The organism is Pseudomonas rossensis (assembly GCF_039888995.1).
Taxonomy (GTDB): Bacteria; Pseudomonadota; Gammaproteobacteria; order Pseudomonadales; family Pseudomonadaceae; genus Aquipseudomonas; species Aquipseudomonas rossensis.
Map to the genome: position 1 here is coordinate 50,969 of NZ_JBBWCB010000015.1, position 15,011 is coordinate 65,979.

The window sequence follows — 15,011 nt, forward strand, 5'->3', positions numbered from 1 at the left end:
ACTTGTCCTTATGAACCTGAAGTTTCTCGAGACCTTTGTCTGGGTCGCCCGACTCAAGAGTTTTCGCCTGACGGCAGACAAGCTCTTCACCACCCAGGCGTCAATTTCCAGCCGCATTGCCGTGCTCGAAGGCGAGCTCGGGGTGAAGCTGTTCCTGCGCGATTCACGTGGCGTGAGCCTGACGCCCGAAGGCTTGAAAGTGCTCGAGTACGCCGAGCAAATGATGGACACCATGCAAGCCCTCAAGCAGTCGATCGAAACCCGTTCGAGCAAGGTCGGACGAGTCCGCATCGGCGTGATGGACACGGTCATCCATACCTGGTTGAGCCCGTTGGTGGCGCAAATGATGGATCACTATCCGCTGGTGGAAATCGAGTTAGTGGCCGATACCGCGCTCAACCTCTGCGATCAGCTGCAAAAAGGCTTTCTCGATCTGATCCTGCAAACCGACCTGTTGCGTCAGGAAAGTGTGCGCAGCCTTGAGCTGGCCAGTCACCCGATGGGCTGGATTGTGGCTACTAACTCGATCTACAACCGCGAGTATTCAGGCATTGCCGACCTGGCGCGGGAACGGATCATTACCTATTCGAAAAACTCTCATCCGCATCAGGAGATTCTCGCCCTGATGCAGGCCAACGGCATCATGACGCCACGGTTGAACTGCGTGAACTCGGTATCGGCGATCACCCGGTTGCTGCGGGACGGCTTCGGTATTGGCGCGCTGCCGCCGGTGCTGGTGGCCGAGGAACTGGCGCGGGGGGAATTGACCTTGCTGGCCATCGATCAAAGGCCACCGAATTTGCAGGTGGTGGTGTCGTGGCGGGTTGGCGTGGAGTGGGTCGAGGAGATTGTTTCGTTGTGTCAGCAGGTGCTGGACGGGTATGCGAAGAAGGTGGGCGAGCACTACATCGTCCTCGCGCGCTAACTTTGTAGCAGCTGGCGAAGCCTGCGTTCGGCTGCGAAGCAGTCGTCAATTCAGCCAGCTCGGTTTACCTGAAACACCGCGGTGCCTGATTTCGCGACTGCTTCGCAGCCGAACGCAGGCTTCGCCAGCTGCTACAGGTCGGTGGCGCTCATTAAAGACCGCGCACATCCCGATCTTCGATCGGCCGGCTCTGGCGCAGGCGTTTGCCGCCCAGCACCACCCAGTCGATCAGCCGGAACAGGCATTCAATGCCGAACGACAACAGCAACGCCCCGCTCATGCCCCAGATCATCGCTTCCGGCGTCAGCAGAATCTGGTAGCTGTAGCCGTTCCAGGTTTCCTTGCGAATATCCGGGTCGGCCGCCAGCGCAACCTGCAGGAAGCGGATGTACCACGGGCCCTGCATGGCCTGGAACTGTTTATCGAGGGCCAGTTGACGGGTCAGCAAGGTGTTCAAGCTGTCGGCGTCGCTGCGAAAGATCGGATCTTCGCTGGCGCGGTAATGGGCCACCAACGCCTGCATGTCACCCTTGAAGAACTGATTCGCCGTGCCCTGAAAACCGCTCAGACCGGTCTGCGCCTCAATCAGATGCGCTTCTACCCGTTTGGCATAATCGCTGATGAACCCCGGCACCTGGACACCGATCAACAGGCCCGCCGCAAACAACACCAGCCGTAGGTAACTGAGCAACATGAGGGGGAATCCTTATTCGGTCTTGCCCTGGCTGACGCATTCACCGCGTCGCCAGAGGCTCCATTGGCCCGGTTCGTAGCGGGTCCAGGTTTCGTTTTCGGTCAAGGGTTCGGTGGCGATCACCGTGACCACGTCGTTGGGCGTGGTTTCGGCCTGGAAATCGACGATCACATCGACGTCCTTCAAACGTGCCGGACCGAATGGTGCGCGACGGGTGATTTGCGCCAGTTTGGTCGAGCAATAGCAGAACAACCAGTCGCCATCGCTGAGCAGGCAGTTGAACACGCCTTTGCTACGGTACTCGGCGCAGGCGGCCACCAGGTCTGGCAGCAGCTCTTCGACCTCTACCGGTTCCGGGAACGCTGCGCGCACGCGGTTGAGCAAATCGCAGAACGCCGCTTCGCTGTCGGTATCGCCGACAGGGCGGTAAAAACTCTTGATCGGTTGAAACTCCGCGAGCTGGCCGTTGTGGGCGAAACACCAGTTGCGGCCCCACAGCTCACGCACGAACGGATGGGTGTTGGACAGGCAGACCTTGCCGACGTTGGCCTGACGGATGTGCCCGATCACCACTTCGCTCTTGATCGGATAGCGTTGCACCAGGTTCGCGACCTCGGACTCACTGCTCGCCGCCGGGTCCTGAAACAGGCGCAGGCCACGGCCCTCGTAAAAGGCGATGCCCCAGCCGTCACGGTGCGGGCCCGTGCGGCCGCCGCGCTGCATCAGCCCGGTGAAGCTGAACACGATATCGGTCGGCACATTGGCGCTCATGCCCAATAACTCACACATGCTCGGATTCTCGCTGAAAGGCAGGGGCAAGGTTACAGACGCGGTTCGACCCGCAATCGCTGAGGGTTGCTTGGTACCGGTGGACGACCGTAACGATCATCGCCCGCACCGCCGAAAGGATGATCCTCTTCAGGGTCATCGGCCCGGGCCGCAGCCTTGGCAGCGGCAGCCTGTTCCTTGCGAGCGTTGGACGCACGTTCGACAGGGAAACGGATCGCCACGAATACCAGGTAGATACCGAAGGCGATCATGCCGTACATGAACAGGTCGGAAACCGCCCGCCAGGCGTTGTTGCCGACCTTGAACAATAGATCAAGGGCAGTGATGGCGATGGCCGGAGCGACCTTTTCCTTTACCGGGTCGATGATGGTCGGGCTGAACAGCAACACGGCAACCAATAGCCGCAGCGGCTCACGCAGCCAGCGCCACATCCAGCGGGTGATACGCATCCACACCAACAGGCAGCCCAAAGCGGCGAAGGCGTAGAGGCCCCAAGCGATCAGATAGTCGTTCTCGGTCATGGTGTCCATGGCAAGGCAGGCAAAGAGGCGCTTATAGTAACGACTTTTCGCACGTCAGGCTTGCCCGCCGTCTGCGAACCCCATTTCGTAAAATGCTCGAGAGTCCTTCATGCCCCTATCCGTCAACGTTTCCGACGCTCCCATTGCCCACAAGGCCGAAGGCGACGACCCGTATGCCTGGCTGCAGGAGCGCGACACCGACGCGGTGCTCGACTACCTGAAAGCGGAAAACCGCTACCAAGAGGCGCAAACCGCCGATCAGGCCGGGTTGCGTGAAACCCTGTTCGAAGAGATCAAGGCCCGGATTCTCGAAACCGACCTGTCCTTGCCCTCCCCCTGGGGTCCGTACCTGTATTACACGCGCACCACGGCGGGTGATGAATACGCCCGTCACTACCGCTGCCCACGCCCGGCCGATGACAGCCTGCAGCTCGATGAAAGCCAGGAACAGCTGCTGCTGGACCCGAATGCACTGGCCAAAGGCGGCTTCTTTTCCCTGGGCGCCTTCAGTATCAGCCCGGACCACCAGCGTCTGGCCTACAGCATCGACGCCACGGGCGATGAGATTTACACGCTGTTCGTGAAGGAATTGTCCAACGGCCGTGTCAGCGAACTGGAATTCCAGGACTGCGACGGCAGCATGACTTGGGCCAATGACAGCCTGACGCTGTTCTTCGGTGAGCTGGACGAGACCCATCGCCCACACAAACTGTTCCGCTATCGGCTGGACGGTACGGCGGCCGAAGAAGTGTTCCATGAGCCGGACGGTCGATTCTTCATGCATTGCTACCGCTCCAGTTCCGAGCAGCAATTGCTGCTGTCCCTGGGCAGCAAAACCACCAGCGAAGTCTGGGTGCTTGACGCGTTCCAGCCGCAGCAGGCTTTTACCTGCATCGCACCGAGGGTTGAAGACCATGAGTACGACGTCGACCACGGCGCGCTCGACGGTCAATGGACCTGGTTCATTCGCACCAATCGCGACGGCATCAACTTTGCCCTGTACCACGCCGTAGACACCGGCGTGGCGCCGACCGAGGCCGACTGGCAGAACCTGGTCCCGCACAGCGACACGGTGATGATCGAAGGCATGAGCCTGAATGCCGGTGCCCTGACCCTGAGCCTGCGTGAAGGTGGCTTGCCTATCATCGAAGTTCATCCGCAAGACCTGCCGAGCTACCGTGTGCAATTACCGGATGCGGCCTACAGCCTTCACGTGCAGAACAGCCTGGAATTCGTCAGCGACAGGATCCGTCTGCGCTACGAAGCCTTGAACCGTCCGGCGCAAATCCGCCAACTGATGTTGGGCAGCGGCGAGCAGAAAGTCCTCAAGGAAACACCGGTGCTCGGTCCGTTCGACGCAGATGCCTACGTCAGTCAGCGTCTGTGGGCGACCGCACCTGACGGTACGAAAGTGCCAATCAGCCTCGTCGTCAAACGCGAAGCCCTCGGCAAGCCGACGCCGCTTTATATGTACGGCTATGGCGCTTACGGCGAAAGCCTCGACCCGTGGTTCTCCCACGCCCGCTTGAGTCTGCTGGATCGTGGCGTGGCGTTCGCCATCGCTCACGTGCGTGGCGGCGGTGAACTGGGCGAAGCCTGGTATCGCGCCGGCAAGCAGGAACACAAACACAACACCTTCAGCGACTTTATCGCCTGCACCGAACACCTGATCGCCAATGGCTTCACCACATCACAGCAATTGGCGATCAGCGGTGGCAGCGCCGGCGGTCTGCTGATCGGCGCGGTGCTCAATCAGCGGCCGGAGCTGTTCGGTGCGGCGATTGCCGAAGTGCCGTTCGTCGACGTGCTGAACACCATGCTCGACCCGGATCTGCCGTTGACCGTCACCGAATACGACGAGTGGGGCAATCCCGAAGAACCGGACGTCTATGATCGGATCAAGGCCTACGCCCCGTACGAAAATGTCACCGCGCAAGCCTATCCGGCGACCCTGGTGATCGCCGGCTACAACGACAGTCGCGTGCAGTACTGGGAAGCAGCCAAGTGGGTGGCGAAATTACGCGCGACCAAAACTGACACCAATCCTCTGCTGCTCAAGACCGAATTGGGTGCCGGGCATGGCGGGATGAGCGGTCGTTATCAGGGATTGCGTGACGTAGCACTCGAATACGCATTTGTTTTCAAGGTTTTGGGCATCGCCTGAGGAACTTGGCCCGGCGTGTCGGTCTTAACACCGAACACCGGGCTGACGCGGCTCCCTGTAGCAGCTGGCGAAGCCTGCGTTCGGCTGCGAAGCAGTCGCAAAATCGGCCAACGCGGTTCGTCAGATAAACCGAGAACGCCGGATTAACGATTGCTTCGCAGCCGAACGCAGCCTTCGGCAGCTGCTATAGAGAATCGCGACATTCTCGCCAGACCGGAACAGCAACAGACACAAGAAAAAGACCGTGACGACATGTCAGAACCGACCTTACTGAACAACGAAATTCGCGACTGGCTGATGGACTGTGGCCTGTTCGATCAACTGCTGCCGGCGGACTTCGCCGCGGCCTCGGGTTATTTCAGCATCAGCACCATTGCTCAGGGCGAAGAGATTTTCCATGAGGGTGATGCCGGCAGCTTCATGTGCATCATCCACACCGGCCAGGTGGCGGTGCAGAAAACCAACAGCGAAGGGCACTTGGTGACCATGGCAACGTTGCGCAGCGGTCGGGCGTTCGGCGAAATGGCCGTACTCGACGGCGAACGCCGCTCGGCCAGTTGTGTGGCCGCAAGCAATTGCCAGTTGCTCAATCTGGGCAAGGACTCGATGGAAAAGATGCTCAACGATGCGCCGAAAATCGCCGCCAAAATCATCCGCGCCCTCGCCGTCTCCCTCTCCAAACGCTTGCGCATGGCCGATGGGCAACTGCTCTCGCAGCAGGTTTAACCGCCGGGTGACTTGGCTTTCGACGGGTTTTGCTCCAGCCCCGGCAGTGGCTGGTCCTTGGTGGGCGGGCTAGGCATTTCAATGGGCACCAACGGCGGACCGCCACTGCCGGGGCCGACCTTGGGTGCGCTGGTCGGGGTGATTTGCGGGTACGGTGTAGGGGTCGCGGTGCCGGGCGAACCGGGCAGCGGCGCAGGGCTGGCCGGAATGGTTTGCAACTGCTGGGCCTGCACTGCAGTAATCGAGAGCGCGGCCAAGGCAATGACCGTTAGAATGGTGCGCTTCATCAATGGCTCCGTTGGCCTTGTTGTCTTTTTGCAGGCTACTCCCAACTGCGCGTGTTTGCCTTCCCCCTCTTATGCCAATTTCTCCTCAAGTGAGTCCCATGAAACGTTTCGTTCTGCTCGACACCACTCCAATTCCTGAAAATGGCGGTGCCTTGTGCCTGTTCGAATACGGCGAGGATTTTGTCATCAAGATCCAGGGCGGCGACGGCGGGCAACTGATGAACACCCGCATGCACGGCTCGGAAGACGCTCTTGCGGAGATCCCGTGCCGTAAAGTGGCTGGCCGGCCGAATTCGCGCGTGCTGATCGGCGGCCTGGGCATGGGCTTCACCCTCGCCTCGGCCCTCAAGCATCTGGGCAAGACCGCTGAAGTGGTGGTCGCCGAACTGGTGCCGGGCGTGGTGGAGTGGAACCGTGGACCGCTGGGCGAGAAAGCCGGGAACCCGTTGCTCGACCCGCGCACGGTCATTCGCATGGAAGACGTGGCCAAAGTCCTGCAGGCAGAGCCACAAGGTTTCGACGCGATCATGCTCGACGTCGATAACGGCCCCGAAGGCCTGACCCAGAAGGCCAACAGCTGGCTCTACTCCGCCGGCGGCCTGAGCGCCTGCGCCAAGGCGCTGCGGCCCAAAGGGGTGCTGGCCGTATGGTCCGCGAGCGCTGACCGACAGTTTTCCGACAAACTGAAGAAGGCCGGCTTCAAGGCCGAGGAAGTCCAGGTCTTCGCCCACGGCAACAAAGGCACCCGCCACACCATCTGGATTGCCGAGAAGCTCAAGGGCTGAGCTAAACTGCGATTAATACCGTCATTAGTCTTTTTACAAAGGTGAACCCATGAGTTCGTCAACACCTCCGACCAACACGTCGAAACTGGACCGCATCCTTGCCGACAACCAGCGCGACAAGGAAATGGGTTACCGCGACAAGGCCCTGAAAATGTACCCGCACGTGTGCGGTCGCTGCGCCCGTGAGTTTTCCGGCAAGCGCCTGAGCGAACTGACCGTGCACCACCGCGACCACAACCACGACAACAACCCTCAGGACGGCTCGAACTGGGAACTGTTGTGCCTGTATTGCCACGACAACGAACACTCGCGGTACACCGATCAACAGTATTTCGGTGAAGGCTCGCTGAGCTCGCCGAAAATCGCCAAGGCGACCCACAACCCGTTTGCGGCGTTGGCCGGCCTGATGAAGAAAGACGAGTAATATCTTCAGCGCCTGACCTGGCCTCATCGCGAGCAAGCTCGCTCCCACAGTTGATTTGCGGCGATCACGAATATTGCATGCACCGACAATCCCTGTGGGAGCGAGCTTGCTCGCGATAGCGGTCACCCATGCACCACCAATCTCCAAACCAAACACCCCTCCCCCAATCCCCGTATAATCGCCGTTTTTTCCCCGAAGGCACCCGCTCGTGGCAGACAAACGGTACAGCTGCATTGGTTTGTATAACCCCAAATCACCGGAGAACGTCGGTTCGGTGATGCGCGCCGCTGGCTGTTATGGCGTGGCGTCCGTGTTCTACACCGGCAAACGCTATGAACGCGCCGCCGACTTCGTCACCGACACCAAGCGCGTCCACTACGACATTCCGCTGATCGGCATCGACGACCTGAAAAAAATCCTGCCGCTGGGCTGCGTTCCGGTCGCAGTGGAACTGGTGGACGGCGCCCGTTCGCTGCCGGAATACACGCACCCGGACCGCGCGCTATACATCTTCGGCCCGGAAGACGGCTCGCTGGATAAAGAGATTCGCGACTGGTGCGAAGACGTGGTCTACATCCCGACCACCGGCTGCATGAACCTGGCGGCCACCGTCAACGTCGTGCTCTATGACCGCCTGTCCAAGGGACTCAACACCCGCTCCGGGGCGAAATTTCGCTGATTCACCGCACATCCGATGGAACAAGCCGCCCGCCTCGGCAGTCAGCTTAATTATCTATTCTTGAAGCAGTCATTCCAGCCAGGAGACAGATCATGAGCGAACTCAGTCGCGTAGAACGCATCGAATCCACCCCGTTCCAGACTCACACTGAGCAGAACGTGCAGGGTTGGGAACGTATCGGTTCCCTGGCCGGCGGCGTGGTGATGGTCAGCAAGGGCCTGCGTCGCGGTGGTGTGTTCGGGTTGATTCAAGTGGTGATCGGCGGTGTGGCCCTGGCGCGTGGTATTACCGGGCACAGTTCGGCGAAAAGCCTGCTGGAGAAAAGCCGTCAGGACATGAACAACGTGCGGGCGAAGATTCAGCGGGCGGGTGAAGAGCTGAACCGGTTGAAGGCGAATGCCGAAGCAGCGACCAGTACCGCTACCGTGACCGGTAATGATTCGTTGCAGTCGCCTAAAACCGGAGTCTGATCCGAAAGATGTAGTGAGGCTTAGGGCCTCTTCGCGGGCAAGCCCGCTCCCACAGGGTTATGCGGCGCGCACAACATTTGTGATCACCGCCAATCACTGTGGGAGCGGGCTTGCCCGCGATGCGGTGTTACTGAAGCAACTCGGTATCGAGGACTTTGGAAGACTCGCCAATAACGCTTTCGGCAAGCTGAACAAATTCCTTGGTATCTACGCTTTCCAGATGCATCGCCCCGCGCAACACATCATCCAGCGAACGCTTGTTGCGGGTCTTCAGGCGAATCTCGCGATCCAGTTCCTGCAATAACACGACCGCTTTCGACACCTGCGCCGGGCTGACCTGCTCACCGCGCAATGTGCTGACCTTCTGGCTGTCCTTGGCCAACTTCTTCTGCAAAGTCTCATACCGCTCATCACTCATGCCGCCAGCGCGGCGCACCAGTTCGATGGCGTAATACTCGGCAAATCCTTCGCTGATCCAGTCACTGCGCTGCTGATCGTTGATCCGCCCGAACACCTGCGCCAATTCCCGCACCAGCGCACTGCTGCCGCTTTCGCTGACCAGCGGTAGACGCGTGTTCAGATAGATCGATTCGCGCGCGCCCAGACTGCCACGCCACATCGGGTCGTTGGCGCCGACAATCAGCAGTTTGACGGGATGACGAGGATACACCGCCTGCACTTGCGGCCAGACAAAGGTCAGCAGCGTCAGCACATCCATGCGGCGCATGCCCTGGCCCTGCGGTGAGGCGACGGTGACCTCGGTTTCCCCAAGCCGCGTGCGACGGCTACCGAGGTGGCCGGCGAGCATCCAGCCCGTGGGCCGGTCGAACAAGCGAGAAACGTTATCGACCCGGAATTTGTTCTTGCCGATTCGCGGCCAGGCAGTTTCGACGCTTTTCCAGCCGGTGGGCAATTCGAATTCAAGGCGTGAAACCAGCTCAATGCCGTCCTGCTGATCGAGTTTGGCCGCCGGTACCAGATCGTCGCCGCGCATCAGCGCCCAAGTTGGCGTCATGCGCGTATCGAAGCTGCCGCTCTTGCGCCCGTGGCTGATGCGTACGCGGTAGGTCAGGCTGGCCTTGTCGGCGGCCGGACGCCAGACACCACGGGCCTGCTTGCCCGGCGTGAGCTGCCATTGGCCATCGGCGTTGAAATCGCTGTAGTGGCTGCCATCGCCCAGGTCGAAATCCAGACTGCGCACCGCCGAACCCTGAGCCAGAGTCATCCGCACTTCGGCCTGATCGCTTTGCGGCAACAGGCGCACGTGGTAATCCAGATCAACCTTCTTCGCCGCCCACGCGGGCGACCCCAGGACTAATAGTCCAAGGGTCAACGCCAGCCGCAATCCCACAGCCATACACACTCCTTCGTGAAACGTTAATACGCTTGGCGTTTAACCCGCCCGGAAAATCAGATGGTCTTCCCAATCGTCTTCGGCCACGCTGCCTTCGGCGAGCATGCGCCCGGACTGGGAAATTCGCTCGTGGTGCACCGCATCGCGATCACCGCACACCAGATGGTGCCAGAGCGGCAGGTCCTTGCCTTCGCTGACCAGTCGATAGCCGCAGGTCGGTGGCAACCATTTGAATTCGTCAGCCTTGCCCGGTGTGAGCTGGATGCAGTCGGGGACGAAATCGCGGCGGTTCGGGTAATCGGTGCACTGACAGGTTTTCAGGTCCAGCAATTTGCAGGCGATGCGCGTGTAGTAGACGCTGTTGTCGTCTTCATCTTCGAGCTTTTGCAGGCAGCACAGGCCGCAGCCGTCGCACAGCGATTCCCATTCCTCTTGATCGAGTTGATCGAGGGTTTTGCGTATCCAGAACGGTTCGACTTTGGCGGCCATGGCTCAAGCATCAACATCAGGTGGTGAAAAGGCCGCCAGTCTAGTGCCAAGGCCCTTGTGGGCCAAGCGCTGGCGACTGCCGGTAGAACGAGCTTGTCAGTTATTGCGCCGCCCAGTAGGGTTTTGCATCGCCCCTCACCTTCAAACGTAGCAAGGAATCTCCTGATGAGTGCCAATCCACGCGTTGCCGACTATGCCATCCACCCTCAGTTCACCGACCGCTGGTCGCCCCGCGCCTTCACCGGCGAAGCGATCTCCGAAGAAACCCTGCTGAGCTTCTTCGAAGCCGCACGCTGGGCGCCATCGGCCTACAACTCGCAGCCTTGGCGGTTTCTGTATGCGCGTCGCGACACGCCAAACTGGGAGCGCTATCTGGGGCTGCTGAACGAATTCAACCGCAGCTGGGCGCAACACGCCTCGGCATTGGTGATCGTGATCTCGAAAACCACCTTCGCGGTGCCTGGCGCCACCGAAGAAACCCCGGCGTTGTGGCACACCTTCGACACGGGCTCGGCTTGGGGTCATCTGGCGCTGCAAGCGAGCATCAGCGGCTGGCACACCCACGGCATGGCCGGTTTCGATCAGGAGCTGACCCGCAAGGAGCTGAACATTCCTGAAGGCTACGCCCTCCACGCGGCGGTGGCTGTTGGCAAGCTGGGCGATAAAGCGACGCTGGCGGAATACCTCCAAGCCCGTGAAGAGCCAAGCCCACGTCGTCCGCTGAGCGAGTTGGCCGCCGAAGGCAATTTCACCCTGTAAGCCACACTGCAGATACCAACGTGGGAGCGAGCTTGCTCGCGATTAGGCTGTCACATTCAACATCAATGTTGACTGTCACGCCGCCATCGCGAGCAAGCTCGCTCCCACAGGTTTTGCACAAATTTCAATTAAGCGGTGGTTTCAGTAGCCGCGATTGAAATCCACTTCCCCGCGCAATGCCTCACCCGCCTGATACGCCCGCAGGTTCTCGACAAACAGATTCACCATCATCGATGGCGAAGTCGGTGCCGAGCTGTGGCCGGTCAACAGCAAGCCCCAGGCGGTCCAGAACGGATGACGTTGCGGCAGCGGCTCCTGACGGCAGACGTCGATCACGGCGCCGGCCAGATGCCCTTCTTTCAAGGCTTCCACCAGGTCCGCATCGACCACTGCCACGCCGCGCCCGACGTTGATGAACAACCCGGTCGGCTTGAACTGCTTGAACAGCGCCGCGTCGTACAAGTCATGGGTGTTTGGCGTATTGGGCAGCAGATTGATCACGTAATCCACTTCACCCACCAGACGCGGCAAATCAGCCAGCGCCCCGACTTCGACAAACGGCGCCTGCTCGCGGGCTTCGCTGGCGATGCCGTACAACTCGACGCCAAACGGCACCAGGAACTGCGCCACGGTCTGGCCGATGTCACCGGTGCCGACGATCAATACTTTGCGCCCAGCCAGACTTTGGCCCTGGCGACTGTCCCATTTACGCTCGACCTGGCTGACCAGCCGCGGCAGCACTTCGCGCTCGTGGCCGAGCATGTAGGTCAGCACGTATTCGGCCATGACCTGCCCGAAAATCCCTACCGCCCGAGTCAGGCGATAGTGCCGAGGCAAGCCGTCGGCCAGCAGCGGCGTAATGCCCGCCCAGGTCGATTGCAGCCATTGTGGCTCGTGGCCCTGACGCAGCAAGGTCGCCAGCAAGTCCGGCTGACCGAGCCAGATCGGACAATCAGCCGCCTGGCTGGCCAGTTCGGCAGAGTCGCCGCTGGTCAGCACTTCCAGGTCGGGCGCTGCTTGACGCAACAGCTGGGCGTACACCGGGTGGTCGTGTTCAGCAATCAGAACGCGCATGGTTCAAACCTTTCAAAAACAGAGCAGACGGCCGCCGACGGAGTATCGCTCCATCGCCCCGGCCATCGCCAAAATCATTCCAGTGTTTCATAAAGGCTCTGAACAGAGCCTGTCTGCCGATCACATCGGGTCGTTGCGGCGCAGCAATTCTTCCGGCAAGTGTTCGATGTATTCGTCTTCGGCCGGCGGCATTTGCAAGTGGTAACCCTGCTTCTCAAGGTTTTCCAGCACCACGGTGATGTCCTCGCGCGACAGTTTGCGCTCGGGGGTCAGCACCAGGTCGAAGGCGTGATGCGGTTTGCCGAAGGCGGCCATCAGACTTTCCGGGACGCGCTCCAGTGCATCGCTTTTGAGCACATAGAGGTACATCTCGTTTTTCTTCAAGCTTCGATAGATGGAACAAATACGTTTCAAGGCTGTTCTCCGGCGGTGGCCAGGCTGTCGAGCAGCGCTTGGCCCATCAATTCGCGGCGCCAGCCACGCAGCGAATCAGGCAATTGGTAAGGACCATTGGGATAGCCGCTCTTGAGCAGCGCTTCCAGGGTTTTCTTGCGCAGCATCAGCTCCGGCGCGATGTTCAGGCGCTCGGCTTCGGCCTGGCCGATCGCACGCAGCTGTTTGACCAGCGTGGCGGCGTCCACCGGCAAAGGCTCCGGCACTGCTGGCGGCCATTGATCAGGCGACACACTGCCAGAGCGTTTGATCAGATCAAGCAGAAATTCGCCGTCCTGACGCACGGTACGCGGGTGCATGTCTTCGATTTTCGCCAACGCGCCGAGGTTGTCCGGCTGAGTCCGCGCCAGCGGCCACAGGGAATGCTCACGCACGATGCGGTTACGCGGCAGATCACGGGCGCGGGCTTCGCGCTCGCGCCAGGCGCACAGTTCACGTAATACGACGAGTTGGGCACGGGAGAGCTTCCAGGCCAGCTTGGCTTCGCGATAGACCTCATACGGATCAACTTCGCGGCGCAGGTTGGCCACCAGCTCGGCGCCGTCTTCCAGAACCCAGGCGTACTTGTCGTCAGATAGTTTCGGACGAAGCTGTACGAAAACTTCCGCCAAGTGCAAGGCATCTTCGGCGGCGTAGCTGATTTGGGTGTCGGAAAGTGGACGTTGCAGCCAGTCGGAACGGGTCTCGCCCTTGGGCAGGTCAATGCCGAGCACTTCCTGCACCAGCCGCGAATACCCCATGGAAAAACCGAGGTTCAGGTAAGCGGCGGCCAACTGGGTGTCGAACAGCGGCGCCGGCAGGCTGCCGGTCAGGCGCAGCAGGACTTCGAGGTCTTCGCTGCACGCATGGACGACTTTGACCACGGCCGGGTTTTCCAGCAACGCGGCCAGAGGCTGCCAGTTGTCGATGCTCAGCGGGTCAATCAGGTAAGCGCGTACGCCATCGCCGATCTGCAGCAGGCCTGCGATCGGATAAAAGGTGTCGACCCGCATGAATTCGGTGTCGAGGGCAACGAATGGCAGCTGCTGCCACTCGGCGCAAAACTGACCGAGGCTATCGTTGTCGCGAATCCAGTGAATATCGATGGCCACACGGCTCTCCCTTGAAGAATGGCGCGCAGTATATATCGCCCCCGGCGATTTCCGCGCATCCACTGAACAAGAGCTTTAGCGAAAATGCCTGCCAAACAGCAAGAAATGTCTGACAAGCGGAGACTAGCCGGCCTTACGCAGTACGTAGACGCGCATCCGCGCACAGCCGGGCAGGAAGTCCTGATGACTGAGCAAGCGCAAACCTGCGCGCTTGAACTCGGCTTCCACGTCGGCCTTGCTGGCCAACGGTCGGGCCGGTGCGCCCTGTGCATCCGTGCGCCGGCCTTTGAAATGAGCATCGACCCGTACCGCCACAATCACCGTATCGCGACTGACCCGATGGAACTCCTTAAGCATGGCCAAACGATGCTCGGGGCAGGCGATGTGTTGAAACAGCCACATGCAAAAAATGCAGTCAACCGCATTCGCCGACAAGCCGATGGTGAACGCTGAACTCTGAAAGGTCTTGACCCGTTTCAGCAGGTTCTGCGGATGGTGGGTGCGGGCATGATCGAGTATGTCCTGCGACGGGTCGGCTGCGAGAATCACCCGGTTTGCATGCTCGGCCAGTACCGGCCAGAAGCGCCCGACACCGCAGGCCAAATCGAGAACCAGGCCCGGCTCGCCAGCAGCCTTGAGCGCGTTGCGCACCAGTTGCTCGTCACGCCAGAACGTCAACCGCCCGGCCAGGCCACGCGATCGCGGCTGAAGACAGACGCGGGCGTGCTCCTGATCGTAGCGCCGGGCGATCTCAAGCTCGATGGCGGATGGGGGTTGAGCGGACATGTGCAATGGTTCTCGGGGGGAAACTCTAACCGGCCGCAGGTTAGCGGCCGGTGCGTGAAAAAAAGGTTGAAGCGCTCACTCTTTGGCCAACACGCCGTCGATCACCGCTGCGCGACACCCGGCAAACATATCCAGGTCCTGGTTGTAGACCTTGCTCTTGACCTCCAGCAAACCGAGCATCGAATGGAACAGGTTGTCCTGGCTCAAGGGCTTTTCGCGACTCAGTTGCAGGCAATGGGTGTCCACCGAGAACGACTTTTGATAGCTGTCGGAAAACCAGGCCAGCATCGCGACGTGTTTTTGTTGTTCCGGTGCCAACATGTAAGGCGTGCCATGCAGGAACAAGTTGTACTCGCCCAGGGATTCGCCGTGGTCCGACAGATAGAGCATCGCGGTGTCGACTTTGTCCTGATTGTTACGCAGCAGGTCAATCAGGGTGGACAGCACGTGGTCGGTATACACCAGGGTGTTGTCGTAGCCATTGACGATACTTTCGCGACTGCAATTGTTCAGGGCGTTACTTTCACAAACCGGGGTGAAG

General features: G+C 60.2%; 19 protein-coding genes. 8 read left to right on the forward strand and 11 right to left on the reverse strand.

Annotated features, from left to right (window positions below; genetic code table 11):
* Positions 1-10 precede the first annotated feature (10 nt).
* Positions 11-925, forward strand: coding sequence for a LysR family transcriptional regulator (locus WLY71_RS06795; RefSeq protein WP_347802961.1), 915 nt, complete (start codon positions 11-13; stop codon positions 923-925).
* 151 nt (positions 926-1,076) lie between these two features.
* Here WLY71_RS06795 and WLY71_RS06800 read toward each other — a convergent pair whose 3' ends face one another.
* The 3 genes from WLY71_RS06800 to WLY71_RS06810 are packed head-to-tail and all read right to left on the reverse strand — an operon-like array spanning position 1,077 to position 2,938.
* The gene (locus WLY71_RS06800; protein ID WP_347802962.1) at positions 1,077-1,619 is read right to left on the reverse strand and encodes a DUF2937 family protein; all 543 of its coding nucleotides are present in this window, start codon (positions 1,617-1,619) and stop codon (positions 1,077-1,079) included.
* Between the two features lie 12 nt (positions 1,620-1,631).
* Positions 1,632-2,408 (reverse strand): class II glutamine amidotransferase, encoded by a 777-nt coding sequence (locus WLY71_RS06805; RefSeq protein WP_347802963.1) that lies wholly within the window; start codon positions 2,406-2,408, stop codon positions 1,632-1,634.
* Positions 2,409-2,440: 32 nt separating this feature from the next.
* A complete protein-coding gene (locus WLY71_RS06810) occupies positions 2,441-2,938 on the reverse strand; it encodes an MFS transporter (protein WP_347802964.1) in 498 nt (165 codons plus the stop codon).
* A gap of 100 nt (positions 2,939-3,038) precedes the next feature.
* Between WLY71_RS06810 and WLY71_RS06815 the strand changes: the two genes are divergently transcribed.
* Together WLY71_RS06815 and WLY71_RS06820 are read left to right on the forward strand one after the other, a co-directional pair.
* On the forward strand, positions 3,039-5,093 hold the full coding sequence (locus WLY71_RS06815) for a S9 family peptidase (protein WP_347802965.1): 2,055 nt from the start codon (positions 3,039-3,041) through the stop codon (positions 5,091-5,093).
* 252 nt (positions 5,094-5,345) lie between these two features.
* On the forward strand, positions 5,346-5,819 hold the full coding sequence (locus WLY71_RS06820) for a Crp/Fnr family transcriptional regulator (protein WP_347802966.1): 474 nt from the start codon (positions 5,346-5,348) through the stop codon (positions 5,817-5,819).
* On the opposite strand, the gene WLY71_RS06825 is transcribed toward WLY71_RS06820, so the two are convergent.
* Positions 5,816-6,106 carry a hypothetical protein gene (locus tag WLY71_RS06825; RefSeq protein ID WP_347802967.1) on the reverse strand — a complete coding sequence of 97 codons (291 nt, stop codon included), beginning with the start codon at positions 6,104-6,106 and terminating at the stop codon, positions 5,816-5,818. The two genes, WLY71_RS06820 and WLY71_RS06825, sit on opposite strands and share 4 nt — an antisense overlap.
* Before the next feature lie 98 nt (positions 6,107-6,204).
* Here WLY71_RS06825 and WLY71_RS06830 point away from each other — a divergent pair, with 98 nt between their 5' ends.
* The 4 genes from WLY71_RS06830 to WLY71_RS06845 all read left to right on the forward strand — a co-directional run bounded on the left by WLY71_RS06830 (position 6,205) and on the right by WLY71_RS06845 (position 8,464).
* Complete coding sequence (locus WLY71_RS06830) at positions 6,205-6,891, forward strand: spermidine synthase (protein ID WP_007898703.1); 687 nt, start codon at positions 6,205-6,207, stop codon at positions 6,889-6,891.
* A gap of 49 nt (positions 6,892-6,940) precedes the next feature.
* Positions 6,941-7,315, forward strand: a complete 375-nt coding sequence (locus WLY71_RS06835) for a YajD family HNH nuclease (RefSeq protein WP_056742523.1) — start codon at positions 6,941-6,943, stop codon at positions 7,313-7,315.
* A 208-nt stretch (positions 7,316-7,523) separates the two neighbouring features.
* The gene (locus WLY71_RS06840; protein ID WP_129441984.1) at positions 7,524-7,994 is read left to right on the forward strand and encodes an RNA methyltransferase; all 471 of its coding nucleotides are present in this window, start codon (positions 7,524-7,526) and stop codon (positions 7,992-7,994) included.
* Positions 7,995-8,086: 92 nt separating this feature from the next.
* On the forward strand, positions 8,087-8,464 hold the full coding sequence (locus WLY71_RS06845; protein ID WP_347802968.1) for a YgaP family membrane protein: 378 nt from the start codon (positions 8,087-8,089) through the stop codon (positions 8,462-8,464).
* A 127-nt stretch (positions 8,465-8,591) separates the two neighbouring features.
* Here WLY71_RS06845 and WLY71_RS06850 read toward each other — a convergent pair whose 3' ends face one another.
* The gene (locus tag WLY71_RS06850) at positions 8,592-9,821 is read right to left on the reverse strand and encodes a hypothetical protein (protein WP_347802969.1); all 1,230 of its coding nucleotides are present in this window, start codon (positions 9,819-9,821) and stop codon (positions 8,592-8,594) included.
* 36 nt (positions 9,822-9,857) lie between these two features.
* The gene (locus tag WLY71_RS06855) at positions 9,858-10,307 is read right to left on the reverse strand and encodes a YcgN family cysteine cluster protein (RefSeq protein ID WP_007898698.1); all 450 of its coding nucleotides are present in this window, start codon (positions 10,305-10,307) and stop codon (positions 9,858-9,860) included.
* 165 nt (positions 10,308-10,472) lie between these two features.
* On the opposite strand from WLY71_RS06855, the gene WLY71_RS06860 reads away from it, so the two are divergent.
* Positions 10,473-11,066: a nitroreductase family protein gene (locus WLY71_RS06860; protein WP_347802970.1), complete on the forward strand. Its 594-nt coding sequence runs from the start codon at positions 10,473-10,475 to the stop codon at positions 11,064-11,066.
* A 141-nt stretch (positions 11,067-11,207) separates the two neighbouring features.
* Here WLY71_RS06860 and WLY71_RS06865 read toward each other — a convergent pair whose 3' ends face one another.
* The 5 genes from WLY71_RS06865 to WLY71_RS06885 all read right to left on the reverse strand — a co-directional run.
* On the reverse strand, positions 11,208-12,140 hold the full coding sequence (locus WLY71_RS06865; RefSeq protein WP_123366771.1) for a D-2-hydroxyacid dehydrogenase: 933 nt from the start codon (positions 12,138-12,140) through the stop codon (positions 11,208-11,210).
* Positions 12,141-12,260: 120 nt separating this feature from the next.
* Positions 12,261-12,554, reverse strand: a complete 294-nt coding sequence (locus tag WLY71_RS06870; protein WP_007898694.1) for a YcgL domain-containing protein — start codon at positions 12,552-12,554, stop codon at positions 12,261-12,263.
* On the reverse strand, positions 12,551-13,684 hold the full coding sequence (gene rnd, locus WLY71_RS06875) for a ribonuclease D (protein WP_129441972.1): 1,134 nt from the start codon (positions 13,682-13,684) through the stop codon (positions 12,551-12,553). Before rnd ends, WLY71_RS06870 begins: the two co-directional genes overlap by 4 nt.
* A gap of 123 nt (positions 13,685-13,807) precedes the next feature.
* Positions 13,808-14,470: a class I SAM-dependent methyltransferase gene (locus WLY71_RS06880; protein WP_347802971.1), complete on the reverse strand. Its 663-nt coding sequence runs from the start codon at positions 14,468-14,470 to the stop codon at positions 13,808-13,810.
* A gap of 75 nt (positions 14,471-14,545) precedes the next feature.
* Positions 14,546-15,011 (reverse strand): sulfatase-like hydrolase/transferase (locus WLY71_RS06885; RefSeq protein WP_347802972.1); only part of this gene is annotated, 466 nt, incomplete at its 5' end.

Bases quoted from the DNA above. Each gene is read 5' to 3' on its own strand.
- WLY71_RS06795 (WP_347802961.1), top strand. From the start codon at position 11: ATGAACCTGAAGTTTCTCGAGACCTTTGTCTGGGTCGCCCGACTCAAG.
- WLY71_RS06800 (WP_347802962.1), bottom strand. From the start codon at position 1,619: ATGTTGCTCAGTTACCTACGGCTGGTGTTGTTTGCGGCGGGCCTGTTG.
- WLY71_RS06805 (WP_347802963.1), bottom strand. From the start codon at position 2,408: ATGTGTGAGTTATTGGGCATGAGCGCCAATGTGCCGACCGATATCGTG.
- WLY71_RS06810 (WP_347802964.1), bottom strand. From the start codon at position 2,938: ATGGACACCATGACCGAGAACGACTATCTGATCGCTTGGGGCCTCTAC.
- WLY71_RS06815 (WP_347802965.1), top strand. From the start codon at position 3,039: ATGCCCCTATCCGTCAACGTTTCCGACGCTCCCATTGCCCACAAGGCC.
- WLY71_RS06820 (WP_347802966.1), top strand. From the start codon at position 5,346: ATGTCAGAACCGACCTTACTGAACAACGAAATTCGCGACTGGCTGATG.
- WLY71_RS06825 (WP_347802967.1), bottom strand. From the start codon at position 6,106: ATGAAGCGCACCATTCTAACGGTCATTGCCTTGGCCGCGCTCTCGATT.
- WLY71_RS06830 (WP_007898703.1), top strand. From the start codon at position 6,205: ATGAAACGTTTCGTTCTGCTCGACACCACTCCAATTCCTGAAAATGGC.
- WLY71_RS06835 (WP_056742523.1), top strand. From the start codon at position 6,941: ATGAGTTCGTCAACACCTCCGACCAACACGTCGAAACTGGACCGCATC.
- WLY71_RS06845 (WP_347802968.1), top strand. From the start codon at position 8,087: ATGAGCGAACTCAGTCGCGTAGAACGCATCGAATCCACCCCGTTCCAG.
- WLY71_RS06850 (WP_347802969.1), bottom strand. From the start codon at position 9,821: ATGGCTGTGGGATTGCGGCTGGCGTTGACCCTTGGACTATTAGTCCTG.
- WLY71_RS06855 (WP_007898698.1), bottom strand. From the start codon at position 10,307: ATGGCCGCCAAAGTCGAACCGTTCTGGATACGCAAAACCCTCGATCAA.
- WLY71_RS06860 (WP_347802970.1), top strand. From the start codon at position 10,473: ATGAGTGCCAATCCACGCGTTGCCGACTATGCCATCCACCCTCAGTTC.
- WLY71_RS06865 (WP_123366771.1), bottom strand. From the start codon at position 12,140: ATGCGCGTTCTGATTGCTGAACACGACCACCCGGTGTACGCCCAGCTG.
- WLY71_RS06880 (WP_347802971.1), bottom strand. From the start codon at position 14,470: ATGTCCGCTCAACCCCCATCCGCCATCGAGCTTGAGATCGCCCGGCGC.